Source organism: Aeromicrobium piscarium (assembly GCF_007421815.1).
Taxonomy (GTDB): Bacteria; Actinomycetota; Actinomycetes; order Propionibacteriales; family Nocardioidaceae; genus Aeromicrobium; species Aeromicrobium piscarium.
The window spans coordinates 72,471-95,657 of sequence record NZ_VLNT01000008.1; the positions used below are offsets into that span (position 1 = coordinate 72,471).

Below are 23,187 nucleotides of genomic sequence, written 5' to 3' on the forward strand. Positions count from 1 at the left end.
TTGCGGCCCGTTTCACCGTCCCGGAACGGGCCACAGGTGGGCACAACCGGGACCGTGGAGGTCAGTGCTCGGGGGACTCCGTCGACGGGGCCTTCTTAGGCGCCCTCTTGGCGGCCTTCTTCGCCGCCTTCTTCGTGGCGCCCTGCGGCGTGGCCTCGATGACCCGCGGCTCGTGCGAGATCACATACGGGGTCTCGCCGACGATCGCATTGTGACTGCGCCACAGCAGGTACTTCAGGCTCAGATTGGTCATCGTGGCGAAACGGTTGCGGTTGCCGAGCAGCTGCTGCACGTGGATGGCCACCCAGATCAGCCACGCGATCCAGCCCTTGAGCCGGGGCAGGCCCTTGACCTGCGCGATCGCCGAGGCGCGGCCGATGGTGGCCATCGTGCCCTTGTCGAAATAGGAGAAGGGCTTCGGATCGTCCTTGCCGTCCACCTCGCGGCGGATCAGCTTGGCGACGTACTTGCCCTCCTGCAGGGCCGGCTGGGCCAGCTGCGGCAGCGGCTCATCGGGGTTGACCGCGATATCGCCGACCGCGAAGACATTGTGGAAGCCGCGCACCCGCTGTCGGTCGTCGACCTCGATACGGCCACCGCGCCCCTGCGGAACCCCCCACTCTCCGATCATCGAATGGGCCGTGATGCCCGATGCCCACACCACGATGCCGGCCTCGATGAACTCCTCGGTGCCATTGGTCTCCACCAGGACGCCGTCGGTGCGCACCTCCTTGACCGCGGTGCCGAGGCGCAGGTCGACCCCGCGCTTCTCCAGCGACTTCTTGGCATAGTCGCGCAGATTCGGGTGGAACGGCCCGAGGACGTGGGGCGCCATCTCCACCAGCGTGATGTGGATACGACTCTGATCCAGTTCCGGATAGGTCGTCGGCATGTCCTGATTGCGCATCTCGGCAAGAGCGCCGGCCGTCTCCACGCCCGTGGCGCCGCCGCCGACCACCACGACCCGCAGATCGCGGTCCTGGCCGTTGATCGCGGCATCCTCGAGATTGGCGAAGATCCGGTCGCGCAGGGCGAGCGCCTGCGACCGGCGGTACAGCGGCATCGAGAACTCCTCGGCCCCTGGAATGCCGAAGAAATTGGCTGTGACACCGACCGCGATGATCAGATAGTCGTACTTGACCGTGATGTTGCCGTCGAGCAGCATCGACTGCGCATCGTGATCCATCGCCACGACGGTGCCCTTCACGAAACGCACATTGTCCTGCTTGGCGCGCACAGCGCGCAGGAACCAGGTGATGTCGCCGGGATTCAGCGAGGCCGTGGCGACCTGGTACAGCAGCGGCTGGAAGGTGTTGTAGGTGTGCCGGTCGATGAGCGTGATGTCGACATCGGCGTCCTTGAGCTTCCGCACCGCCGCCAGGCCTCCGAATCCACCGCCGACGATGACGACATGAGGACGCTTCGAGGACGAAACCGGAGCCGAGGAGGACATGAGCCCAGACTAGTCCGGGACGGTAGGTGTCCGCCGGTCAGCGTGGGGGCCTGTGAGCCGCGCTACACGCCTCGGTACCAGGCTCGGGCCTCCTGGCGATGGGCCAGGACGATGACGACCACCGCAGCGGCCGTCCACGGCAGGCCGACGGGGAAGAACACGATGGATGCGGCGATCGTCAGCACGCAGACGACGACGAGCGCGATCCGCGCCACCGGCGAACGGTGCGCGAACGCCCACGCGGTGACGGCCATGCCCACCAGCGAGAGCAGCAGCCACCCGGCGGCACTCACCAGCATCAGCCGCATCAGGTCGTCGACCGTGAAACCACTCTCGGCGATCATGTCGCTGAGCATCCCCTGGTCCTGCCAGGCGCGCTCCACCTCCGCGCGGCCGCCGACGAAGACGGTCAGGAGCAGCAGGGCGGCCACACCGGCGACCATCACCGAGCCGATGCCGGTCACCAGCAGGGCCGCCGTCACCGGCTTCGGGCGAGCCGCCCGCGCGGACGGCGCGGGTGCCACGGATTGCGCGTAGCCCTGCTGCGCGGAAGGGCGCTGTTCCTGGACCGGCGGCGGAGTCTGGGACTGGGGTGCGGTCACGCTCGGGGCAGCGCCCAGCTCGACGGGAGGCTCCTCCCCGGCGAAGTACCGCCGGGACTCGCGCTGCCAGAGCATCCCGACGCACATCGCGGCCAGGAGCGCCGGGAGGATGCCCACCAGCCCCATGGTCACGAAGAGCAGAGCCGCCAGGCTGCACAGCACCGTCAGCCCGATCCGTGAGCCACGATCGCCCCGGAACGCGAAGATGGCGAACACCATGGTCGCGATGGTGCCGACGACCCCGACGAGCACCATCCAGCGCAGCCATTCCATCGTCGTGTCGACGCTCAGCGAGGTGGCCGACAGCGGCGGCTCCGCGAGCAACTGCTCGATCTGCTCCTGCATCTGGATCGAGCCCCAGCTGCCGAGCTGGCTGACCAGGATGATGAAGGCGAAGGCCGCGCCGCACCCCGCATACAGACAGGCGAGGGTCACGGAACGGGGACGAGGCGCGGCCATGCCCTCTATCGAACCAGATCGCCCCAGGGCAGCCCGCGTCCCCCGGTGAGCGGTGCCTCACGCACCCCTCACCGTCGCGGGCGGTGAGCGACGCACCCCTCAGCGGTGTCGAGAGGTGCGTAGGTCACCGCCCCGGGCGAGGATAGGTGCGTAGGTCACCGCCCCCGGTGCGATCGACTCAGCCCCGGACCGGGGCGACGCGGAGCTCGTCGGCGTCCTCGTCGCGGTCGACGGTGACCGTGTCGCCGTCGCGCACCTCGCCCGAGAGCAGCTCGCGCGCGAGCCGGTCGCCGATCGCCTGCTGCACCAGCCGGCGCAACGGGCGGGCACCGTACGCCGGATCCCAGCCGGTGAGGGCCAGCCACTCCTTGGCGGCATCGGACACCTCGAGGTTGATGCGGCGCGACTCCAGTCGCCGGGCCAGCGAATCCAACTGCAGATCGACGATCCGCGTGAGCTCCTCGGTGCCGAGCGCCTCGAACATGACCACTTCGTCGAGCCGGTTGAGGAACTCGGGCTTAAAGGACGCGCGCACGACGTTCATCACCGCATCGTTCTTGGCCTGATCGTCCAGCGACGGGTCCACGAGGAACTGCGAGCCCAGGTTCGACGTCAGGATCAAGATGACATTGCGGAAGTCCACCGTGCGGCCCTGGCCATCGGTCAGACGGCCATCGTCGAGCACCTGCAGGAGGATGTCGAAGACCTCCGGATGCGCCTTCTCGACCTCGTCGAGCAGCACGACCGAGTAGGGGCGCCGGCGTACGGCCTCGGTGAGCTGGCCGCCCTCGTCGTACCCGACATAGCCCGGAGGGGCGCCGACGAGCCGCGAGACGCTGTGCTTCTCGCCGTACTCGCTCATGTCGATGCGGATGATGGCGCGCTCGTCGTCGAACAGGAAGTCCGCGAGGCTCTTGGCGAGCTCGGTCTTGCCGACGCCCGTGGGACCGAGGAACAGGAACGATCCGGTCGGCCGGTCCGGGTCGGAGATCCCGGCCCGGGCTCGCCGCACCGCATCGGACACGGCGCGGACGGCGGCCTTCTGGCCGATGAGCCGCTTGCCGAGCTCGTCCTCCATGTGCAGGAGCTTCTCGGTCTCGCCCTCCAGCAGGCGCCCGGTGGGGATGCCCGTCCAGGACGCCACCACCTCGGCAATGTCGTCCGGCCCGACCTCCTCGTGCACCATCCGGTCGGCGGAGGCCGATGCCTCGGCCTGCTGGGCCGCGGCGAGCTGCTCCTCCATCTTGGGGAGCTCGCCGTAGGCCAGCCGCGCCGCGGTCTCGAAGTCGCCCTCGCGCTGGGCGCGGTCGGCGGCCGTGCGGACCTCGTCGATGCGCTCCTTGATCTCGCCGACGGCATTGAGGCTCTGCTTCTCGGACTCCCAGCGCTGCTCCAGGGCGCGCAGCTGCTCGGACTTGTCGGCCTTCTCGGCACGCAGCTTCGCGAGGCGCTCGACGCTGGCCTCGTCGGTCTCGTGCTCGAGATGCAGCTCTTCCATCGTGAGCCGGTCGACGGCACGACGCAGCTCATCGATCTCGACCGGGCTGGAGTCGATCTCCATCCGCAGCCGGCTCGATGCCTCGTCAATGAGGTCGATGGCCTTGTCCGGCAGCTGACGGCCCGGAATGTAGCGATGCGAGAGGGTCGCGGCGGCTACGAGCGCAGCGTCGGAGATCTCGACCTTGTGGTGCGCCTCGTACTTCTCCTTCAGGCCACGCAGGATCGCGATCGTGTCCTCGACGCTCGGCTCGCCGACGAAGACCTGCTGGAAGCGACGCTCGAGAGCCGGGTCCTTCTCGATCGACTCGCGGTACTCGTCGAGGGTCGTGGCACCGATCATGCGCAGCTCGCCGCGGGCCAGCATCGGCTTGAGCATGTTGCCGGCGTCCATCGCGCCCTCGCCGGTCGCGCCGGCGCCGACGACGGTGTGCAGCTCGTCGATGAACGTGACGATCTGCCCGTTCGACTCCTTGATCTCGTTCAGGACGCCCTTCAGGCGCTCCTCGAACTCACCGCGGTACTTCGCTCCGGCGACCATCGCGCCGAGGTCGAGGCTGACGAGCGTACGGCCACGCAGCGACTCGGGCACGTCGCCGTCGATGATGCGCTGGGCGAGACCCTCGACGACGGCCGTCTTGCCGACGCCGGGCTCGCCGATGAGGACGGGGTTGTTCTTGGTGCGGCGGCTGAGCACCTGCACGACACGACGGATCTCGGCATCGCGGCCGATGACGGGATCGAGCTTGCCGTCACGGGCCAGCGCCGTCAGATCGATGCCGTACTTCTCCAGCGCCTGGTAGGCGTCCTCGGCATCCTGACTGGTGACTTTCGCGCTACCGCGGACCGCGGAGAAGGCGTCCTTCAACGCCTCGGGGGTGACACCGTGGCGTGCGAGAACGGCCTGCGCCGGAGACTGCACGGTGGCGATGCCCACGACGATCGGCTCGGTCGAGATGAACTCGTCCCCGAGTGCATCGGCCTCGTCGATGGCGCGCTGCAGCACCTCATGGGTGGAGCGCGCGAGATTCGGATTCTGGACACTCGAACCGCTGGCCGAAGGCAGTAGCTCGATGCTCTGCTTCGTCTCAGCGAGAACGGTGCGCGGGTCGGCCCCCGCGGCCGCGACGAGCGGCCCGGCGGTGCCACCTTCCTGCTCGAGCAGCGCCGCGAGCAGATGTGCCGGTTCCACCGCGGGATTGCCCGCAGCGGCTGCCGACGACATGGCCGCAGCGAGCGCCTGCTGGCTGCGGGTCGTGAGTTTCGAAAGGTCCATCGACGACTCCCCTGGTGATAACGATGTCTACACGTAGAACAACCTTGCCAAAGTTGAGTCCATTCCGCTCAATTTTAACCGGCGACGTGGCATTCGTCACGCGTCCCGCCAATCGCCACTTGACGCAAACGACTTTGCCATGCAAACTGACTTTGCACGACAAACTAGTTGGCGATATCGGAGGTACCCATGGGTGAGGACGAGAAGTCACCGACCCCGGCGGAGAGCTGGGCCATCATCGACGCGCAACGCCGTCAGGTGCGCGAGAGTCTCAGCTCCGACGACCGGATGCTCTACGGCATCTGGGGCCTCGCCTGGGGAATCGGCTATGTCGCGATGTTCTTCACCGTCGGCCCCGAGGGCGAGCCCCATCTCCTCGGCGGCAGCATCTTCGGCGGCCTGATCGTCGCCGCCCTGGTCTTCACCGTGGTGCACTCCGAGCGCCGGGCCAGCGGGCTCGGCGGCGCCGGCGGCCGGATGAACGCCCGCCTCGGCACCGCCTGGGGTGCCTCCTTCGGCGCCTCCTTCTTCATCTACGGCGGGATGTTCTCCGCCGGCCTCGAGGGCGAAGGTGTCGGCGTGGTCGCCAACGGCCTGCCCTGCCTCGTCGTCGCCTGCCTGTTCATGGCCAGCGGTGCCGCCTGGAACGACACGCGTCAGTACCGGCTCGGTGTCTGGATCGCGGTCGTCGTGGCCATCGCCTCGGTGACCGGGGTCCCCTATCTGTACCTGGTGATGGCCGGCCTGGGCGGTGGCGGATTCCTCGTCGCGGCGCTCGCCGACTACCTCGACCGGCGGCGAGCATGAGCACCTCGACCGGGACCGAGATGTGCTCCCCATTCGTCAACCGGGAGCACATCTCGGTCCAGAGCGGGGGTCGCCATGAGTGAGCTGGATCCGGTCATCCATGCCCAGGCGCGGCTGCGGGTGGTGGCGTCCCTCGCCGCGATGCCGAACAACGCCAGCATCACCTTCCCGCGGCTGCAGAAGCTGCTCGAGATGACCGCGGGCAATCTCTCGACCCATCTGCGCAAGCTCGAGGACGCCGGCTACGTGCGGCAGTCCAAGACCATCGAGGGCCGAACCCCGGTGACCTATGTCGAGATCACCCCCACCGGACTCGCCGCCTTCGAGCGCTACACCGCACAGATCCGATCCCTCATCGACCCGACAGGAGAGAGCTCATGACCGTCACACCCCTCGTCGTCGCCGAGGACGTGAGCCGCTCATTCGGCGACGTGCTCGCCGTCGACCACGTCTCTGTGACCATCCGGCCCGGAGAGCTGGTCGGACTGCTCGGTCCGAACGGCGCCGGCAAGTCGGTGCTGATCTCCCTGCTGACCGGCCTGCGCAAGCCATCGAGCGGCACCGTGCGCATCGCCGGCGGCGATCCCCGGCAGCCCGCCACGCGCGTCGCGATCGGGGCGACCCCGCAGGAGACCGGTCTCCCCGCGACGATCAAGGTCAAGGAGGTGATCGAGTTCGTGTCGCGGCACTACCCCGACCCCCTCCCGGCCGAGAAGCTGCTGGATCGCTTCGGTCTCACCGACCTCGCCGGACGTCAGTGTGGTGCGCTGTCCGGGGGCCAGCAGCGCCGTCTCGCCGTGGCGCTCGCCATGGTGGGTCGGCCCGCGCTCGTCCTGCTGGACGAACCCACCACCGGTCTCGACATCGAGGCCCGGCACAGCCTGTGGAATGCCATCGAGGACTACCAGGCCGATGGCGGCACCGTGGTGATCACCAGCCACTACCTCGAGGAGATCCAGCGCCTCGCCCGACGGGTCATCGTGATCGACCACGGCCGCGTCCTCGTCGATGACACGACCCAGTCGGTCATCGACCGCGTCGATGTCGATCGGGTGAGCCTCCACAGCACCGATACCCGCCTCGACGATCTGCCCGGCGTCGTCAGCCTGGAACGCGACGGCGACCAGGTCACATTGCTGACGCGCGATGCCGACGCCCTGGTGCACCGGTTGTGCGCCGACGACGTCGACTTCTCGCGACTCCGCGTCGCCGGCGCCTCATTGGAGGACGCCTTCGCCCAACTCACCCGTTCCGACGCCAGGAGGACAGCATGAGCACGCCGTCGTCGTTGAGCATCACCCGCGCGCACGCGAAACTGAATCTGCTGGAGGTCCTCCGCGAGCCGATCGCGATCATCGGCACCACGGTGTTCCCCTCGCTGGCACTCCTGTTCTTCGTCGTGCCGCAACGAGAGATCGCCGACGAACGCATCGCCGCGACCGGTGCCGCCGCCCAGCTCGCCGCGCTCGGGGTGATGTCGGTCTGCCTGTTCACCTTCGGCGCCGGCATCGCCGAGGACCGCGCGCGCCCCTTCGACACCTACGTGCGCACGCTGGCCGCCGGCCCCTTCCCGCAGGTGATCGGCCGGCTGCGCACCGGCATCATCCTGTCGGTGCTCGGTCTCATCCCGATCTGCGTCATCGCGTTCTTCCTCACCGAGGCCCGGCTGGCCCCGGACCGGCTGCTGCTCACCCTCGGAGCGCTGCTCGCCGGAGCAGTGCCGATGCTCCTGATCGGCTTCGCCATCGGCTACTGGCTACGACAGAAGTCCGCGATCGCCGTCGCCCAGCTGCTGTTCTTCGGGCTCGCCTTCGGCGGAGGCATGTTCATCCCACCCGATGTCTTCCCGTCCTGGCTGGACACCATCTCCGGGCTGCTGCCGAGTCGCGCCGAGCGCGATCTCGTCGTCTGGGCGGTCGGCAGCGGCGATGTCGCGGTCCGCACGGTGCTCGTGCTCATCGGCTGGAGCGTCCTCGGCGCCGCCTTCACCCTGTGGGGCTTCCGCCGCGACGAGGGCCGGCGCTTCCGCTGACCCTCAGGGGACGCCCCGGGCTCGCGCCCACGAGGGGTCGACGGGGGGCGTCGACGACCCGTACCCTCTACTTAGGGAAGGCAATCCTTCCTTCACGGCGAGCTGTCGAGGCGAGGAGGGGCGTGGTGTCGGTCGTCGAGGTCGAGGGGCTGCGCAAGAGCTTCGGTGAGGTCGAGGCCCTCCGGGGGCTGAGCCTGGCCGCACACGAGGGCGAGATCCTGGGCGTGCTCGGTCCCAACGGGGCGGGCAAGACCACGATGATCAGCATCGTCACCACCCTCGTCCGCGCCGACGAGGGGACCGTCCGCGTCGACGGCATCGACGTACGGACCGATCCCGCGGCGGTACGGACCCGTATCGGTCTCACCGGCCAGTTCGCCGCGCTGGACGACAATCTGACCGCGCGCGAGAACCTCACGCTGTTCGGCCGGCTGCTGAAGCTCGGCCGCGCCGGCGCTCGCGAGCGGGCCGCCGAGCTCCTGGCCGAGTTCGATCTCCTGGACGCCGCCGACCGACGAGCCGGCACCTTCTCCGGTGGCATGCGGCGCCGACTGGACCTGGCCGCCTCGCTCATCGGCCGTCCGCGGGTGCTCTTCCTGGACGAGCCGACCACCGGCCTGGACCCGCGCAGCCGCAACTCGCTGTGGGCGATCGTGCGGCGACTGCGGGCGGAGGGGACGACGATCGTGCTCACCACCCAGTACCTCGCGGAGGCCGAGGAGCTCGCCGACCGCATCGTCGTCATCGACCACGGCGAGGTCATCGCCGAGGGGACCGCGGACGACCTCAAACACCGGGTCACCGGCGCGGTCTGCCACGTCCGCGTGGACGAGGAGCTGATGCCCCGGGTCGAGGAACTGCTGTCATCGCGGTGGCAGGTCTCGCGGAGCGCCGAGGGCCTGGTGGTCCCCGCCGACGGCTCCGGCACGCTCGTCGAGGTGGTCCGGCTGCTGGACGCGCACGACATCCTCGTCGAAGACCTCGGGCTGCGCCGTCCCACCCTCGACGATGCCTTCCTGGCGTTGACCGGCCAGGCCACCGGCTCATGACCTCCACCGCCGACACGGGACGGGCGCGAGCCTCCTTCGCCACCGATGCGCTGAGCCTGACCGGCCGCCACGTCCGGCTGATGTCGCGCCGCCCGTCGTCCATGATCTCGGCGCTCGTGCTCCCGCTGGTCTTCGCCGGTCTCTTCCTCGCCGTGCTGGGGCGACCGATGGAACGTACCGGGGTCGACTACGTCCAGTACCTGGTTCCGGCCGTCGTGATCCAGGCGATGTTCTTCACCGCGATCTCCGCATCGATCTGGGCCGCCGAGGACGCCTCCGGGGGCATGATCGACCGGCTGCGCTCCATGCCGATCTCGCGAATGTCCCCGGTGTTCGGCCTGCTGGGCGGCGAGCTCACCCGGGCCGTGGCGAGCATCGCCGTGCTAATCGGTGCCGGCTATCTCGTCGGCTTCCGGTTCGAGCACGGCCCGCTGTGGGCCGTCGTCTTCGCGCTGATCGCCCTGGGATGGGCGGCCGCCGGATGCCTGGCCTATCTCGTGCTCGGCTTCGCGATCGCCAAGGTCGAGACGGTCCAGGTCGTCGGCGGTCTCATCTACTACCCGCTGCTGCTCGTCTCGAACCTGTTCGTCCCGGCCCGGGCCTTCCCCGACTGGCTCAGGCCGATCGTCGAGAACCAGCCGTTCTCCCGCATCGCCGACGCCCTGCGCGCGGTCTCGACGGACACCACCGCGGACCCCGCCGGGACCACGCTCCTGGCGGTCGGCTGGACCCTGGCGGTGATCGCCCTCTTCGCGGCCCTCGCTCCGCGGGCCTTCGGGAGGACCCCATGAGCACCGCACCGGCGACACCGCGCGCATCGGCCTGGGCCGACACCGCGATCCTGACCGGCCGAGGCCTGCTGCTGATGGCCCGATCTCCCGCGACGGTGACCATGACGGCCGCCTTCCCGGTGATCCTGCTCCTCCTGCTGTCGGTCTCCTTCGCCGAGATCGTCATGCCCGGCGGGAGCTATGCGGACTATGTGAACTACTCGGTGCCGTTGTTCGCGGCGATGGGCATCACCTTCGCGACCTTGTCGACCGCGAACGCCGTCCACGCCGATCGCATCGCGGGCTTCGACGACCGCCTGCGCACGCTGCCGCTGTCCCCGGTGGCTCCCCTCGCCGGGCGGATCATCGCCGACACGGCCCGCAATCTGGCGACCGTCGCGATCGTCACCGGCGTCGGGATGGCGCTGGGATTCCGCTTCGAGAACGGGCTCCTCGGCATCGTGGCGTACTTCGTCGTCCCACTCCTCTACGGATTCGGGCTGGCCTGGCTGATGGTCGCCGTTGCCCTGCACGCCGCCTCGGCCGAGTCGGCGAATGCCGCCCTCAACGCGCTGCTGCTCGTGCTGTCCTTCCTGTCCACGGGCTTCGTGCGGTTGGCAGACCTGCCGGGCTGGGCACAGCCGATCGCGAGCGCCAACCCGATCTCGCATGTAGTGGACGCGATGCGTGCCTTCGCCCACGGTGGCAGCGCCGGCGACCACCTGCTCGCGGTGGCGGCGTGGGCGGTCGGGCTGACGGCCGTCTTCGGGACCCTCGCGGTCAGGAGGTACGCGCGACGTGGCTGAGGGGCGACGGTGAGCGACTGGTGGATCCACCTGCTGGGGGTCGGCGGGCTCTCCCTGCTGGTGCCGACAACCGTGCTGCTGGCATCCCTTCGATGGGGATGGACGGCATTCGCCGAGGACTATCCGGCCGACGTGCGTGCCCGGCTGCCCGAGCCGAGCCGTGGTGAGGTACGTGCCGGCTGGGTGCTCGGACCGCTCTTCCTGGTGACGCTCCTGGCCGCCCTGCTGGTGACCACGGCGACGTGGCCGCCGGCGAGCGAGCGCTTCGCCTCGGCCTGGCTGATGGCCTTCGGCGTCACCGCGCTGTTCTGCCTGATCGACATGGTCGTCGTCGACTGGCTCGTGATCTGTGCCTGGCGTCCGAGCTGGGTGGTGGTGCGCGGCACCGAGGATGCCGAGGGCTGGGGCGACTACGCCTTCCACCTGCGTGCCCAGCTCTCCGTCAAAGGTCTGGCGGTGTTGATCGTGCTGCCCCTGCTCTTCGCGACGATCGTGTACCTCCTGCCCTGAGCCGTCCCTCCTGTCGGCCTCAGAACCCAGATGTGGCCAGCTGTGGCCCTTCTTTCAGGCGTGAATCGGGCCACAACTGGCCATATGTCGACAGCAGGTCGCCAGGAGTCCACATGACGGGACGATCTCGGCATCCGGATTCCTGGCACGAGACCCGCTGGTTATGGCCGGTTGTGGCCCGTTTCACCCGCCCCGACCGGGCCACAAGTGGCCAAAACTCGGGCCGGAGGCCGAGGGCTACTCGGGTGGGGGCGGGGGCGCGGGGGCTCCTGCTGGTGGGGCGATCTTGGGGTACGCCCCCGCCGTGCCTGTCGCCCCGGCCGCCGTCTCCTCCTCGCCACCGGCCGGCCGCTCGCGGCCGGCGGCCGGGTCCCAGCCGGTCTCGACCAGCTTCTTCTGCATGAGGATCGCACCGCCGAGGATCAGCAGGCCGATCACCGCGATGACGACGACACCACCGACCGAGCCGAGCTTGGCGCCGTAGCCGATCAGGATGCCGAACCAGCCGAAGTCCGTATCGCCGAAGGTCGTGTTCGCGGTACCGAAGGTGCCGAGCACCTGCAACAGCAGCGCGGGAAGGAAGGTGATGAGCAGGCCGTTGACGAAGCCGCCCGCCACGGCCCCGCGACGTCCGCCCGTCGCATTGCCGTACACGCCCGCGGCACCGCCGGTGAAGAAGTGCGGCACGAGGCCCGGCAGGATGAGCGCCAGCCCGAAGGCGGGGTTGAGCCAGACCGAGAGCACCGCCAGACCGAGCAGGCCGCCGACGAAGCTCGACAGGAAGCCGACGAGCACGGCGTTCTGCGCATAGGGGAAGACGATCGGCGCATCGAGCGCGGGGATCGCGCCGGGCACCACCTTGGCGGCGATGCCCTGGAAAGCCGGTACCAGCTCACCGAGGATCGTGCGGACGCCGAACAGGATGACCGCCACCGCCACGCCGAACTGCAGCCCCTGCGTAACGCCGAGCATCAGGAAATTGCCGATATCGCTCGCCCCGCCGAAGGCATCGAAGGCCTCTTCCTGGCCGACGCGCGCCAGGGCGAGGAGCGAGACGACGACGTACATGAGCACCATCGACAGCGCGGTCGCGACCATCGAGTCGCGCAGGAAGCGCAGCGACTCGGGGAGCTTCATGTCCTCGGTGGACTTGCTGCTCTTGCCGACGAGCCGTCCCGTCGCCCCCGCCGCGATGTAGCCGGCGGTGCCGAAGTGACCGATCGCGATGCTGTCGTCGCCGGTGATGCGTCGGGTCCACGGATGCGCGAAAGCCGGCAACGACACCATCAGGATGCCGAGCAGGGCGCCTCCGAGGATCACCACGAGCGGTCCGGTGTAGTCGGCCGATGCCAGCACGATGGTGATGAGCGTGGCCATGAAGAGGATGTGATGGCCGGTCAGGAAGACATAGCTGAGCGGCGTGAACCGTGCCAGCAGGAGACTCACCGCGAAGCCGAGGATCATCAGCCAGGCCACCTGCGCCCCGTATTCGGCCTGGGCGATGCCGGCGATGGCCTCATTGGTGGGGATGACGCCCTGCGCACCCGCGGCGCTCTGAATGAGCGCGCCGAGCGGATCGAGGGACGCCACCACGAGCGTGGCGCCGGCGCCGATCAGCAGGAAGCCGAGCGTCGCCTTCATCGCCCCGCCGACCACCTGACCGGTGGACTTGCGCAACGCGACGAGGCCGACGGCGGTGATGATGCCGATGAGGAATGCGGGAACGCTGAGGATCTCGTTGACGAGGAACTCCGCTATGGCGACCAGCCAGTCCATGGGTCTCTCCTGATCAGACGTCGTACAGCTCGCGCATCGCCGCGTCGAGCTCGGTGGTGCTGGTGAAGTTGTCGATGACCTTGACCGGGATGCCGACATCGCCGAGGGTCCGGGCGATCTCCCCGGAGGTGAGGATGAGGTCGGCGTCCTTGGCCTTGCCGCGCGCCGAGATCGTGTCAGTGGCCTCGACCGTCAGGTACGGCGACCAGCCCCAGCGGTCCAAGACCTGCTCGAGGGTGTTCTTGAGGAACAGGCTCGTACCGAGGCCGTTGCCGCAGACCGTCAGGATGAGATTGCGCGACGATGCCGCGTCCGAGTGCTCGGCGTGGGCCGGCGCCTCCTCGGTGTCGCCGGCGATCGCCGCCTTCACCTCGGCGGGCGTGGCCGCGGCATCGAGGGCGGCCTTGGTGGACGGATCGCCGATGACCTTGGCGAGCTGCGCCATCGCCTGGGTGTGGGCATCCTCGTCCTTGGCGGCGAGCGCCACGACGAGGGTGACGGGATCGTTGCTGGGATGGCCGAACTCGACGGGCTCGGCGAGCCGCACCCACGACAGGCCCGTACGGTGCACCGCCTCGGACGGACGCGCGTGGGCGAAGGCGAAGCCCGGAGCGATGAGGATGTACGGTCCGTTCTCCGTGACATTGTCGATCATCGACTGCGTATAGGGAGCATCGGCGACGCCCGTGTGTTCCAGCAGTCGTCCGGCGGCCGTGACGGCCTCCTGCCAGTCGGCGGCGCGGACGTCGAGGCCGATGGCCTCGTCACTCAGCAGTTCGACGAGAGCGGACATGCTCCGACGGTACCCCGCCACGAACCGGAGCGTCTCGGCGCGAGAGCCGGAATCGGCTCGGTCTCACTGACGGGTGAGGACGCGCAGGCTGCCGGTGACCGAGGATTCGACGAAGCCGTCCTCGAGCGCCCGCAGGTAGATGCGGTAGGGAGCCTGGCCGCCGTCGGCGGGATCGGGGAAGACGTCGTGGATCACGAGCACACCGCCCGGACGCACCCGCGGCGCCCAGCCCGCGTAGTCGGCCTGAGCGGCCTCATCGGTGTGGCCGCCATCGATGAACACGACGTCGACGGGGGTCCGCCAGAAGGCGCTCACCGTCGACGAGCGACCCACGATCGGCACGACCACGTCCTCCAATCCCGCCTCGAACAGCGCCCGGCGCAGGCTCGGCAGGGTGTCGAAGGCCCCGGTGGCGGGGTCGACGAGATCGGTGTCGTGGTACTCCCACCCGACCTGGTGCTCCTCGGATCCTCGGTGGTGGTCGACGGTGACGAGGGTTGCCCCCGCCTCACGAGCGACGTGCCCGAGATGGATCGTGGACTTGCCGCAGTAGGTGCCGATCTCGACGAGCACGCCGCCGGGAGTGGCGTGCTCGGAAGCGGCCCGACGCAGGGCCGCGGCTTCGTCATCGGGCAGGAATCCCTTGACCTCGGCGGCGATCCTGGCCAGCTCGACGGGCAGCTCGCTCATACCGCTCCCACCGAGGTCTCGATATGCTCCCTCGTTCCTCGGGAACTACTCGACCGCCGAGAGGGTGCGAGAAGATCGGTCATCGGACGGACTCCTGACAGGAACACGAGACCAGCCAGTCGGTGCGCACATGACGCAGCGGATGGAACAGGTCGTGGGCGGGGGTGACGGCCGACAGCGCATCGGCGGCCAGGATGACGGTGGCACTCGTCCAGGTGGTGCGCTCGACGGGCCAGCGCACGCCATCGGAGTAGACCAGGCCCGTCCAGTAGGAGCCGTCGTCATCGCGCAGATGCTGCATCTCGCTGAAGACCCGCAGAGCGGCATCGCGCCGGCCCATCGCCTCCAGCGCGAGCACCAGCTCGCACGACTCGCCGCCGGTCACCCAGGGATTGACGGTGACGCAACGGGCACCGAGGCCCGGCACCACGAACTCGTCCCATCGCTCGTCGATCCGCTCCTGGGCGGCCTCGTGCATGAGCGAGCCGCCGAGCACCGGGTAGTACCAGTCCATCGAGTGCCGGGGCTTGGGGGTGAACCAGTCGGGGTGGACCCGCAGCGCGTGGTCGATGCGAGCGACCGCGAGCTCCCAGTCCGGGCGCTGATGACCCCATACGCGCGCGAGGTCGAGGGCGCACCGCAGGCTGAAGGCGATCGAGGCGTTGCCCGTCACCAGGGCTTGGTCGGACAGATCGCCGTCCTCACCGCGCGACCAGGCCACGAGGCCCGACGGCAGGCGCATCGACAGGACGCACTCCATCGCCCGGTCGATCACGGCCCAGAACCGCTCCAGGTCGCCGGTCGGATCCATCGCCCAGAGATGCCTGACCCCCGCCGCGATATAGGCGCAGAAGTTGGCATCGGTGGCGGCGTCCTCGATAGTGTCGTCGACATACCGCGTCGCCCACGAGCCATCGGGACGCTGGGCGCCCGCCAGCCAGTCGAAGGCCGCGACGGCCTCACGGCGACGTCCCGCCGCGGACAGCCCCATCGCCGCCTGGACGTGATCCCACGGATCGCTGTGGCCCCCGGGGTACCAGGCGATCTGGCCCGAGGGGTGTTGCGCCTCGATGATCGTGCCCGCCGTCTGCCCGACCTGCTCGGCCGACAGCACGCCGGGGACGTGCGGCAGCGGCATCGTCACAGCGGCTTGGTGAAGTAGAGGGCGACGCTCTTGCCGATGAGCGGGTTCAGCACCTTCTCCGCGATCCGAGTGGCGGCCGGAGCCTTCATCATGTCCCACACCAGCAGCTGGTGGTAACCGCGCACGAGGGGGTGCTGATCGCGCTGAACCCCGACGGCGCACTTGATCCACCAGAACGGCGAGTGCAGCGCGTGCGCGTGGTGCTGGTGAGTGAAGACGAGACCCGCAGCCTCGAGCTTGGCACGCAGCTCGTCGGCCTTGTAGATCCGGATGTGGCCGCCCTCGTTGGCGTGATACTCGTCCGACAGCGCCCAGCAGACCCGCTCGGGCAGCCACCGCGGGACGGTGACCGCGAGCGTGCCGCCGGGGGCGAGGATGCGGACGAGCTCGCTGATCGCCTGGACGTCCTCCGGGACATGCTCGAGGATCTCCGAGGCGAGGACGGTGTCGAACGAGGCATCGTCGTACGGCAGGTCCAGGATGGAGGCCACGACGGTCTCGCCGGTGCCGCCCGCGGGGACCTCGCCCTCGGCGGCCATAGCCTCGAACATGTCCTGCACGCCCTTGAGCTCGACCTCGTCGAGGTCGAGGGCCGTGACCCGCGCACCCCGGCGCAGCGCCTCGAAGGAGTGCCGACCGGCACCGGCGCCCGCATCGATGAAACGGGTGCCGCGCCCGACGCGCAGGCGATCGAAGTCAACGGTCAGCATCGGTCTCCACCTCTGTATCGGACAGTCTCTCGACCCGCGCGATCTCGCGCTCGTAGGCCTCTACGGTGGCACGAGCCACCGACACCCAGCTGAAACGCTCCACAGCCCGCTCGCGCCCGGCGCGCGAGTAGTGCGCGCGACGCTCGGGAGAGTCGAACAGGGCACCGATCTGCTCGACGAGCGCCTCGACATCGCCGGGCTCGACGAGCACGCCGGCGTCGCCGACCACCTCGGGCAGCGCGCCAGCTCGGCTGGCGACCACCGGAGTGCCGCAGGACATCGCCTCGACCGTCGGCAGGGAGAACCCCTCGTACAACGACGGCACCGCCATGACCTCGGCTGAGGCCATGAGCTCGGCGAGCTGCTCGTCGGAGATGCCGCTGTGTATGGTCACGGCGTGCTCGATCCCCAACTCACGCAGCCGCGCGACGGTGGAGCGCTCGACCGGGGAGACCAGATGCAGGGTCACGTGCTCGTGCTCGGTGCGCAGCTTGGCGATCGCGTCGAGCAGGTGCGGCACGCCCTTCAGCGGCTTGTCCGCGCTCGCGACCGCGACGACACGGCCGGGGATGCGGGCTCCGCGCGGCGCGAAGAGATCGGTGTCGACGCCCAGCGGGATGACCGTCATGCGATCCGGGTCGATGCCGAAGTCGTGGGCGGTGTCCGCGGCGGAGATACTCGAGACGCCGAGGATCGACGGCAGGCGGCGGGCCACACGCGCCTGCATCCGCACGAAGCGGTACCAGCGACGGGTCGTGATCTGCTTGCGCAGGGGCGCGGCCGCGATGTCCAGTCGTCGATCCTTGCTGATGGGGTGATGGATCGTGGTGACCAGCGGGACCCCGCGGCGCACCAGCGACAGCAGCCCGTAGCCGAGGCTCTGGTTGTCGTGGACGATGTCGAAGTCGGCGGCACGGGGGCCGAAGAGGCGGCGGATCCGCAGGCTGAACGTCAGGGGCTCGGGGAAGGCCGCGGTGATCATCTGCGCGTATTCGAGCCCGTCGATCCAGTCGCGGAACTCCCGGGGGTGGGGTGTGCGGAAGGGGTCGTCCTCGCGGTAGAGGTCGAGGCTCGGCACCTTCTCGAGCCGGACCCGCGGATCGAGCTGTTCGGGATAGGGCTGCCCGGAGAAGACCGTGACCTCGTGGCCGAGCTCGGCGAGCCCCCAGCTGAGGTGGCGGACGTAGACGCCCTGGCCGCCGCTGTGGGTCTTGGTGCGGTAGGACAGCAGAGCGATCCGCATGTGGTCCCTCCTCACACCTCGCGTACCGAACGGTAACCCATAGTGACAGGTCCACTGTCACGGTCGAGCCGCACCTCCCCGGCCGGGGCGGTGCGTGAGCGTCCATCGGCGGCGTGGGACGGTGGATCAGCGTCCATCCATAGAGGAGCGATGGACGCCTACTCACCGGGCCGCCCTCACGAATGGACGCCTACTCACCGCCCCAATCGGCGGGATCAGTAGCCGAGGAAGCGGTCGGTGCGGATACGGCGTACCCGTCCGCGCAGTTCCCGACGCACCGCGTCGACGGAGGCCGGTGATCCCGAGACGTAGACGACCCGCTCCGCGAGATCGGGCACCAGGGCGACCAGCTCGTCCCATCCCGGCAGGTCCCCGCTGACCACGTGCGACTCCAGACCCAGCGCGGCGATCTCCTCGGCATAGGGCTGCACCTCACCCGCACGCACGTGATGGACCAGCCGCATATCGCGTTCCGATCCGTCGGCCCGTAGCTGACTCATGAACGGCGTGACCCCGATGCCACTGGCGATCAGCAACACTCCCTCGCCCGGATCGCGAGGCAGCAGGAAGTCGCCGCTCACCCCGGTGGCGGCGAGGCGCGTCCCCGCCGGCAGCGCCGCCAAGGTCTTCTTGAAACTCGAGGCGTCCTCCGGTTCTCGTATCGCGACGCAGACCTCGGGCCCTGGGGGCGAGGCAATGCTCAACGCCCTCCGCGCTCCGCGCGAGTCCGCGCGACCGTGCGGCACATGCAGCTCCAGGTACTGGCCCGGGGTGAAACGCACGGGCCGGTCGGCATCGAAGCGATACTCGTAGACGCCGCTGCCGAGAGGACGGCGCTCACGCAGGGTGAGGCCGACGCGGCCGCGTTGACCGAGCGCGAAGGCCGCCAGCCCGGTCACCACGAGGGTCAGCTCGTAGGTGCTCTCGAAAGGGCCGACGGAGATGGTCGACCCGAAGGCGGCGAAGGACCACATCGGATAGGAGAAGACGACACCGGCCACCGCTGCCATCGCCCACTGCTGCGCGCGACGAGGCGGCAGCGTCAGCGGCTCGCTCAGCATGAAACCGGCGAAGAAGACCAGCGGGTAAGCCGAGAACGCCTGCCGTACCGCGGTACCGAGATCCGTGCCGAAGGCCGTCAGGCCCCACACCGTCAACGGCGCGGCCACGAGCACGAAGATCAGACCGATGTCCAGCCGGCCGGTGCGATAGAGCACCAGCAGCGCGCCGACGACGGCGACGGGCAGCAGGATCTCGCTCGCGGCCCACCACGTCGTATAGGGGATGGTGCCGATCCCGGTCGCCCAGGCGAGCAGCATCGCCAGCACCACGCCCGCGGCGGCCGGGTTGACGACGTGTCGGCGACGCACCGCGATGAGGTACTTCGAGGCCTGTGCCAGTACCGCGATCAGCGCGAGCCACCCGAGCGTGGCCGGCTCAGTGCTGGGCCAGTACAGGAACCACAGCAGCAAGGCCGTGATGATCGCGGAGTCGGCGTGCGGCGCGGCACCGGCCAGGCGGCCGATCGCCTCATTGGCGACCACCGAGGACGCGACGAGCACGACGAGGGTCAGCAGCATCGCCGACAGGCCGAAGATCCCCGGGTCGAGCCAGCCGGCGGCCGCCGCGACCAGAGCCCAGGCGGCGAGGATGCCCAGGACGCCGATCATCAATCGGTACATCGTGAAGCGGCCGAGCAGGCGTTCGAGTGCGGTCATCGAAAGATCTCCCCGGGCAGTCCGGCGGCACGGATGCGCTGGGATCGGTCGATCACCGCGCACCCCACGCCCGGGAACTCCTCGACGACGCGTTCGGGAGCCGCGAAGAAGAGAGCGGTCGCGAGGCCGTCGGCCAGCGCTGCGGAGGGCGCAACCGCCCAGGTGGCGACGATCCCGGACTCGGGCCGGCCGGTGCGGGCGTCGAGGACATGGTGCAGATCCTCGCCCCAGGCTCGACGATTGGTGGCCGAGGCGGCGACCCCGTGCCCCGGCGGCAGCTCGATGATGCCGACGGCTCGGGACGGGTCGGCCGGGTGCTCCATCGCTACGCGCAACGGACCCGGGCCGCGGTGCACGATGTCACCGCTCGCGTCGACCGTCACGGGCGCTCCGATGAGATCGGCGACGAGATCGGCCAGATACCCCTTGCCGACGGCGCCGATATCGAGGACGACCGGCTGTCCGGTCTCCACCGTCGATCCGTCGCGACTCGCCTCCGGCCAGCGGAACGCGGGAATCGCCTCACCGCTCGCCGTCAGCGTGTAGTCGGCGTCGTAGCCGAGCCGCTCCAGGCTCGCGCCGACCGCAGGACTGACCGCCCCCTCGGTGAGCGCGTAGAGCCGGTCGTAGAGGTCGAGGATGGCGGGTGCGTGCTCCCCCAGGTCGGCGCGACCGTCCGAACGGAGCCTGGCCGCCTGGGAGTCCTCGCGAAATCGCGACCAGGTGCGGTCGAAGTCGTCGACGAGGGCCGATACCGCGGCTCGATCGATATCGGCAGCCGCGTCGACCCGCCACCGGGTGCCGATCGCGTCGAAGGCCCAGGTGTGCACCGGTCAGGCCCGGGCGTCGTCGGTGATCTGCGCGATCGCGTCGTTGAAGCCGCCGCTGGTGAGCGATGACCCGGAGACCTTGGAGACGTCGAGCTCGGTGATCTTCTTGCCCACGACCTCGGCGTCGATGCCGCTCTCGAACTTGCCCTGGAACTGCTCGGAGTTGCCGCCCTCGGCGTTGCCGTCGACATCGAGGTCCGTGATGGTGCCATCGGCCTCGAGGGTCAGGTCCACGTCGACCGACTGCGTACCGCCCGGGGTCTGATAGCTGCCGGTGGCCTCGTAGTCGCCCGGGGTGAAGCTGCCGGACTCGGCGCCATCGGCGCTGTCGGCGGGTGACGAGGGGGCCGTGGTGGGCTCGACGCGCTCCGCTTCGGAGCCGCAGGCGGCGGTGAAGAGGGCAGCGGATGCCGCCGCGGTGAGGACGGCTGTTCGGGCGGTGCGGCGCATGGTGACTCCTCGTGAGACTGATTGCGTCGTCAATCAGAACGGTAGGCAGGCCCCTCAAGACGCCGCTGGTGATCTGCTGAGCTTTCGCTGTGAGGACCGACGGCGCGGCAGCATCGGAGGGGCGGTGACCTACGCACCCCTCGAGGTCGGCGAGCGGTGCGTATCCACCGGCGACGTCCCTCGGGCCCGCTGCTCACGGAGGATGTGCTGTCGAGGTTGCTATAGCGACCTCGACAGCACATCCTCCGTCTAGGCTTTCGGCATGAGCGCGACGCACCCGGGCGAGCCCCACGACTCCGGCCGACGCGCACAGCGACTCAACTGGCTGAGGGCGGGAGTCCTCGGCGCCAACGACGGCATCGTCTCCGTGGCTGCCGTGGTGGTCGGCGTGGCGAGCGCCACCACCGGCACGGGGGCGATCGTCACGGCGGGAACCGCGGCCGTCGTCGGCGGTGCCCTGTCGATGGCCCTCGGCGAGTACGTCTCCGTCAGCAGTCAGCGCGACAGCGAGCGCGCCATGATCGTCAAGGAGACATCGGAGCTGGCCGACTTCCCCGACGAGGAGCTCGACGAGCTGACCGAGCTCCTGTCCCGCCGAGGCTTGCAGCCCCAGACCGCCGCGCAGGTCGCCCGCGAGCTGACGGAGCACGATGCGCTCGAGGCGCATCTGGCCGTGGAGCTCGGCATCGACGCCGACGACCTGGTCAACCCCTGGCACGCGGCGATCTCCTCGGCGATCGCCTTCACCCTCGGCGCGGCGCTGCCGATGGCGGCCATCGTGCTGCCGCCCGAGCCCTGGCGCGTCCCGGCGACTTTCATCGCCGTGCTGATCGCCCTCGCGCTGACGGGAGTCACCAGCGCGACGATCGGCGGGGCACCGCGTGCGCGAGCCGCGCTGCGACTGGTCATCGGCGGTGCGCTCGCGCTGACGGCCACGTCGCTGATCGGCAACCTCCTGGGCACCACCGTCGGCTGAGCTCCCGGAAACCCGTTGAGCGTGGGGGCACCTCCCACACTCAACGAGGACGGGGAGGCGGTCACTCGGTGGGGAACGGCGAACGGCGGCGACGGATTTCACATCGCGGACAGGTTCTGGAGGTTGTGGTCACCGCGTTAGGCTGGCCTAAGGCCCACTGGGCAGTTTTGTCGTGTATTCCAGGAGTGACATGAGCAGGAAGTTGCGGGTCGCCGTCGTCGGCGCCGGTCCGGCCGGCGTCTACGCCGCCGACATCCTCACCAAGAACGAGGACGTCGACGCGACGGTGGACCTCATCGACCGCGATCCCACCCCCTTCGGCCTGATCCGCTACGGCGTCGCGCCGGACCACCCGCGGATCAAGGAAATCGTCAAGGCGCTCAAGCGCGTCATGGCCAATCCCGATATCCGCTTCTTCGGCAATGTGGCCTTCGGCGACGACATCAAGCTGGAGGATCTGCGGCAGTTCTACGACGCCGTCGTCTTCGCGACCGGCGCCCGCCGCGACCGCGAGCTCGACATCCCCGGCATCGACCTCGACGGCTCCTACGGTGCCGCGGACTTCGTCTACTGGTACGACGGCCACCCCGATGTGGCGCGCGACTGGGACTTCCAGCCGCACGCCAAGGAGGTCGCGGTGCTCGGCGTCGGCAATGTCGGCCTCGACGTCAGCCGCATCCTGGCCAAGACGGCCGAGGAGCTGCTCGTCACCGAGATCCCCGAGAACGTCTACGAGGGCCTGAAGAAGAACGCCACCACCGATGTCCACGTGTTCGCGCGGCGCGGCCCGGCGCAGGTCAAGTTCACGCCGATGGAGCTGCGCGAGCTGAGCCACAGCCCGAATATCGATGTCATCGTGCACCCGGAGGGCTTCGAGTTCGACGAGGGCTCGATGGAGGCGCTCAAGGCCGCCAAGAGCCAGAAACTCGTCGTCGACGTGCTGACCAAGTACCTGGCCACCGAGCCCAGCGGGGCGCCGCACCGCATCCACATTCACTTCTGCCAGAGCCCCGTCGAGGTGCTCGGCGAGGATGGCAAGGTCGTGGGTCTGCGCACCGAGATCACCGAACTCGACGGCACCGGCAATGTCCGCGGCACGGGCGAGTTCAAGGACTGGCCGATCCAGGCGGTCTACCGGGCGATCGGGTACTACTCCGATGTGCTCGCGGGCCTGCCCTTCGACGCGGCGGCCGGCGTGGTACCCAATGACGGCGGCCACGCCATCGACCTCGACGGCTCCCCGATCCCCGGGGTCTACGTCACCGGGTGGATCAAGCGCGGGCCGGTGGGCCTCATCGGACACACCAAGTCCGATGCGGCGCAGACCATCGGCATGCTGGTCGACGATATCGACGCCCTCGAGGCTCCCGAGCACGCCGAGCCCGAGGCCTTCGACCGCTACCTCGACTCGCGCGGTCTGGAGTACACGACGTGGGAGGGCTGGGAGAAGCTCGACGCCCACGAGCTCGGACTCGGCGAGGCGCACGAGACCGAGCGCGAGCGCGTCAAGGTCGTGCCCCGCGAGGACATGGTCCGCATCGCCCGCGCCTGACCGTCGCGCACACGCAACGGCCCGCCTCCCCTCCGGGAGGTGGG

Annotated in this window: 22 protein-coding genes; 10 read left to right on the forward strand and 12 right to left on the reverse strand. The window is 69.3% G+C overall.

The window, feature by feature from the left end:
* Nucleotides 1-61 precede the first annotated feature (61 nt).
* The 3 genes from FNM00_RS11230 to clpB all read right to left on the reverse strand — a co-directional run bounded on the left by FNM00_RS11230 (nucleotide 62) and on the right by clpB (nucleotide 5,287).
* A complete protein-coding gene (locus tag FNM00_RS11230) occupies nucleotides 62-1,453 on the reverse strand; it encodes an NAD(P)/FAD-dependent oxidoreductase (RefSeq protein ID WP_143913635.1) in 1,392 nt (463 codons plus the stop codon).
* 62 nt (nucleotides 1,454-1,515) lie between these two features.
* Nucleotides 1,516-2,514 (reverse strand): hypothetical protein, encoded by a 999-nt coding sequence (locus FNM00_RS11235; RefSeq protein WP_143913636.1) that lies wholly within the window; start codon nucleotides 2,512-2,514, stop codon nucleotides 1,516-1,518.
* 178 nt (nucleotides 2,515-2,692) lie between these two features.
* Nucleotides 2,693-5,287: an ATP-dependent chaperone ClpB gene (gene clpB / locus FNM00_RS11240; RefSeq protein ID WP_143913637.1), complete on the reverse strand. Its 2,595-nt coding sequence runs from the start codon at nucleotides 5,285-5,287 to the stop codon at nucleotides 2,693-2,695.
* Nucleotides 5,288-5,476: 189 nt separating this feature from the next.
* Between clpB and FNM00_RS11245 the strand changes: the two genes are divergently transcribed.
* The 8 genes from FNM00_RS11245 to FNM00_RS11280 all read left to right on the forward strand — a co-directional run bounded on the left by FNM00_RS11245 (nucleotide 5,477) and on the right by FNM00_RS11280 (nucleotide 11,261).
* On the forward strand, nucleotides 5,477-6,094 hold the full coding sequence (locus tag FNM00_RS11245; protein WP_143913638.1) for a hypothetical protein: 618 nt from the start codon (nucleotides 5,477-5,479) through the stop codon (nucleotides 6,092-6,094).
* Between the two features lie 75 nt (nucleotides 6,095-6,169).
* Nucleotides 6,170-6,475: a transcriptional regulator gene (locus FNM00_RS11250; protein WP_143913639.1), complete on the forward strand. Its 306-nt coding sequence runs from the start codon at nucleotides 6,170-6,172 to the stop codon at nucleotides 6,473-6,475.
* Nucleotides 6,472-7,368, forward strand: a complete 897-nt coding sequence (locus tag FNM00_RS11255; RefSeq protein ID WP_143913640.1) for an ABC transporter ATP-binding protein — start codon at nucleotides 6,472-6,474, stop codon at nucleotides 7,366-7,368. The genes FNM00_RS11250 and FNM00_RS11255 overlap by 4 nt, the downstream gene beginning before the upstream one ends.
* On the forward strand, nucleotides 7,365-8,126 hold the full coding sequence (locus FNM00_RS11260) for an ABC transporter permease (RefSeq protein ID WP_143913641.1): 762 nt from the start codon (nucleotides 7,365-7,367) through the stop codon (nucleotides 8,124-8,126). Before FNM00_RS11255 ends, FNM00_RS11260 begins: the two co-directional genes overlap by 4 nt.
* A 125-nt stretch (nucleotides 8,127-8,251) precedes the next feature.
* Nucleotides 8,252-9,175, forward strand: coding sequence for an ATP-binding cassette domain-containing protein (locus FNM00_RS11265; protein WP_143913642.1), 924 nt, complete (start codon nucleotides 8,252-8,254; stop codon nucleotides 9,173-9,175).
* Nucleotides 9,172-9,966 carry an ABC transporter permease gene (locus FNM00_RS11270; RefSeq protein ID WP_143913643.1) on the forward strand — a complete coding sequence of 265 codons (795 nt, stop codon included), beginning with the start codon at nucleotides 9,172-9,174 and terminating at the stop codon, nucleotides 9,964-9,966. Before FNM00_RS11265 ends, FNM00_RS11270 begins: the two co-directional genes overlap by 4 nt.
* Nucleotides 9,963-10,751: an ABC transporter permease gene (locus FNM00_RS11275; protein ID WP_143913644.1), complete on the forward strand. Its 789-nt coding sequence runs from the start codon at nucleotides 9,963-9,965 to the stop codon at nucleotides 10,749-10,751. Before FNM00_RS11270 ends, FNM00_RS11275 begins: the two co-directional genes overlap by 4 nt.
* A 9-nt stretch (nucleotides 10,752-10,760) precedes the next feature.
* Nucleotides 10,761-11,261 (forward strand): hypothetical protein, encoded by a 501-nt coding sequence (locus FNM00_RS11280; RefSeq protein WP_143913645.1) that lies wholly within the window; start codon nucleotides 10,761-10,763, stop codon nucleotides 11,259-11,261.
* Between the two features lie 237 nt (nucleotides 11,262-11,498).
* On the opposite strand, the gene FNM00_RS11285 is transcribed toward FNM00_RS11280, so the two are convergent.
* The 9 genes from FNM00_RS11285 to FNM00_RS11325 form a co-directional block, all read right to left on the reverse strand.
* The gene (locus FNM00_RS11285) at nucleotides 11,499-13,037 is read right to left on the reverse strand and encodes a PTS ascorbate transporter subunit IIC (RefSeq protein ID WP_143913646.1); all 1,539 of its coding nucleotides are present in this window, start codon (nucleotides 13,035-13,037) and stop codon (nucleotides 11,499-11,501) included.
* Between the two features lie 13 nt (nucleotides 13,038-13,050).
* Nucleotides 13,051-13,830, reverse strand: a complete 780-nt coding sequence (locus FNM00_RS11290; protein WP_143913647.1) for a PTS sugar transporter subunit IIAB — start codon at nucleotides 13,828-13,830, stop codon at nucleotides 13,051-13,053.
* A 63-nt stretch (nucleotides 13,831-13,893) separates the two neighbouring features.
* Nucleotides 13,894-14,520 carry a class I SAM-dependent methyltransferase gene (locus tag FNM00_RS11295; protein WP_143913648.1) on the reverse strand — a complete coding sequence of 209 codons (627 nt, stop codon included), beginning with the start codon at nucleotides 14,518-14,520 and terminating at the stop codon, nucleotides 13,894-13,896.
* Between the two features lie 79 nt (nucleotides 14,521-14,599).
* Nucleotides 14,600-15,658, reverse strand: coding sequence for a prenyltransferase/squalene oxidase repeat-containing protein (locus FNM00_RS11300; protein ID WP_246065162.1), 1,059 nt, complete (start codon nucleotides 15,656-15,658; stop codon nucleotides 14,600-14,602).
* A gap of 2 nt (nucleotides 15,659-15,660) precedes the next feature.
* Nucleotides 15,661-16,374: a class I SAM-dependent methyltransferase gene (locus FNM00_RS11305; RefSeq protein ID WP_143913650.1), complete on the reverse strand. Its 714-nt coding sequence runs from the start codon at nucleotides 16,372-16,374 to the stop codon at nucleotides 15,661-15,663.
* Nucleotides 16,361-17,617 (reverse strand): glycosyltransferase family 4 protein, encoded by a 1,257-nt coding sequence (locus FNM00_RS11310; protein ID WP_143913651.1) that lies wholly within the window; start codon nucleotides 17,615-17,617, stop codon nucleotides 16,361-16,363. Before FNM00_RS11310 ends, FNM00_RS11305 begins: the two co-directional genes overlap by 14 nt.
* A gap of 215 nt (nucleotides 17,618-17,832) precedes the next feature.
* Nucleotides 17,833-19,335 carry an FAD-dependent oxidoreductase gene (locus FNM00_RS11315; RefSeq protein WP_143913652.1) on the reverse strand — a complete coding sequence of 501 codons (1,503 nt, stop codon included), beginning with the start codon at nucleotides 19,333-19,335 and terminating at the stop codon, nucleotides 17,833-17,835.
* A complete protein-coding gene (locus FNM00_RS11320; RefSeq protein ID WP_143913653.1) occupies nucleotides 19,332-20,165 on the reverse strand; it encodes an FAD:protein FMN transferase in 834 nt (277 codons plus the stop codon). The genes FNM00_RS11315 and FNM00_RS11320 overlap by 4 nt, the downstream gene beginning before the upstream one ends.
* A gap of 3 nt (nucleotides 20,166-20,168) precedes the next feature.
* Nucleotides 20,169-20,615 (reverse strand): FMN-binding protein, encoded by a 447-nt coding sequence (locus FNM00_RS11325; RefSeq protein ID WP_143913654.1) that lies wholly within the window; start codon nucleotides 20,613-20,615, stop codon nucleotides 20,169-20,171.
* Between the two features lie 262 nt (nucleotides 20,616-20,877).
* On the opposite strand from FNM00_RS11325, the gene FNM00_RS11330 reads away from it, so the two are divergent.
* Both FNM00_RS11330 and FNM00_RS11335 read left to right on the forward strand, forming a co-directional pair.
* Nucleotides 20,878-21,591 carry a VIT1/CCC1 transporter family protein gene (locus FNM00_RS11330; protein ID WP_143913655.1) on the forward strand — a complete coding sequence of 238 codons (714 nt, stop codon included), beginning with the start codon at nucleotides 20,878-20,880 and terminating at the stop codon, nucleotides 21,589-21,591.
* A 190-nt stretch (nucleotides 21,592-21,781) separates the two neighbouring features.
* A complete protein-coding gene (locus tag FNM00_RS11335; RefSeq protein ID WP_143913656.1) occupies nucleotides 21,782-23,143 on the forward strand; it encodes an FAD-dependent oxidoreductase in 1,362 nt (453 codons plus the stop codon).
* Nucleotides 23,144-23,187: the final 44 nt, after the last annotated feature.

What these genes read in the sequence shown, in the direction of transcription:
- FNM00_RS11335 (WP_143913656.1), top strand. Translation starts at nt 21,782, where the DNA reads ATGAGCAGGAAGTTGCGGGTCGCCGTCGTCGGCGCCGGTCCGGCCGGC.
- FNM00_RS11310 (WP_143913651.1), bottom strand. Translation starts at nt 17,617, where the DNA reads ATGCGGATCGCTCTGCTGTCCTACCGCACCAAGACCCACAGCGGCGGC.
- FNM00_RS11260 (WP_143913641.1), top strand. Translation starts at nt 7,365, where the DNA reads ATGAGCACGCCGTCGTCGTTGAGCATCACCCGCGCGCACGCGAAACTG.
- FNM00_RS11270 (WP_143913643.1), top strand. Translation starts at nt 9,172, where the DNA reads ATGACCTCCACCGCCGACACGGGACGGGCGCGAGCCTCCTTCGCCACC.
- clpB (WP_143913637.1), bottom strand. Translation starts at nt 5,287, where the DNA reads ATGGACCTTTCGAAACTCACGACCCGCAGCCAGCAGGCGCTCGCTGCG.
- FNM00_RS11315 (WP_143913652.1), bottom strand. Translation starts at nt 19,335, where the DNA reads ATGACCGCACTCGAACGCCTGCTCGGCCGCTTCACGATGTACCGATTG.
- FNM00_RS11285 (WP_143913646.1), bottom strand. Translation starts at nt 13,037, where the DNA reads ATGGACTGGCTGGTCGCCATAGCGGAGTTCCTCGTCAACGAGATCCTC.
- FNM00_RS11330 (WP_143913655.1), top strand. Translation starts at nt 20,878, where the DNA reads ATGAGCGCGACGCACCCGGGCGAGCCCCACGACTCCGGCCGACGCGCA.
- FNM00_RS11235 (WP_143913636.1), bottom strand. Translation starts at nt 2,514, where the DNA reads ATGGCCGCGCCTCGTCCCCGTTCCGTGACCCTCGCCTGTCTGTATGCG.
- FNM00_RS11230 (WP_143913635.1), bottom strand. Translation starts at nt 1,453, where the DNA reads ATGTCCTCCTCGGCTCCGGTTTCGTCCTCGAAGCGTCCTCATGTCGTC.
- FNM00_RS11275 (WP_143913644.1), top strand. Translation starts at nt 9,963, where the DNA reads ATGAGCACCGCACCGGCGACACCGCGCGCATCGGCCTGGGCCGACACC.
- FNM00_RS11300 (WP_246065162.1), bottom strand. Translation starts at nt 15,658, where the DNA reads ATGCCGCTGCCGCACGTCCCCGGCGTGCTGTCGGCCGAGCAGGTCGGG.
- FNM00_RS11325 (WP_143913654.1), bottom strand. Translation starts at nt 20,615, where the DNA reads ATGCGCCGCACCGCCCGAACAGCCGTCCTCACCGCGGCGGCATCCGCT.
- FNM00_RS11250 (WP_143913639.1), top strand. Translation starts at nt 6,170, where the DNA reads ATGAGTGAGCTGGATCCGGTCATCCATGCCCAGGCGCGGCTGCGGGTG.
- FNM00_RS11255 (WP_143913640.1), top strand. Translation starts at nt 6,472, where the DNA reads ATGACCGTCACACCCCTCGTCGTCGCCGAGGACGTGAGCCGCTCATTC.
- FNM00_RS11290 (WP_143913647.1), bottom strand. Translation starts at nt 13,830, where the DNA reads ATGTCCGCTCTCGTCGAACTGCTGAGTGACGAGGCCATCGGCCTCGAC.
- FNM00_RS11305 (WP_143913650.1), bottom strand. Translation starts at nt 16,374, where the DNA reads ATGCTGACCGTTGACTTCGATCGCCTGCGCGTCGGGCGCGGCACCCGT.
- FNM00_RS11295 (WP_143913648.1), bottom strand. Translation starts at nt 14,520, where the DNA reads ATGAGCGAGCTGCCCGTCGAGCTGGCCAGGATCGCCGCCGAGGTCAAG.
- FNM00_RS11245 (WP_143913638.1), top strand. Translation starts at nt 5,477, where the DNA reads ATGGGTGAGGACGAGAAGTCACCGACCCCGGCGGAGAGCTGGGCCATC.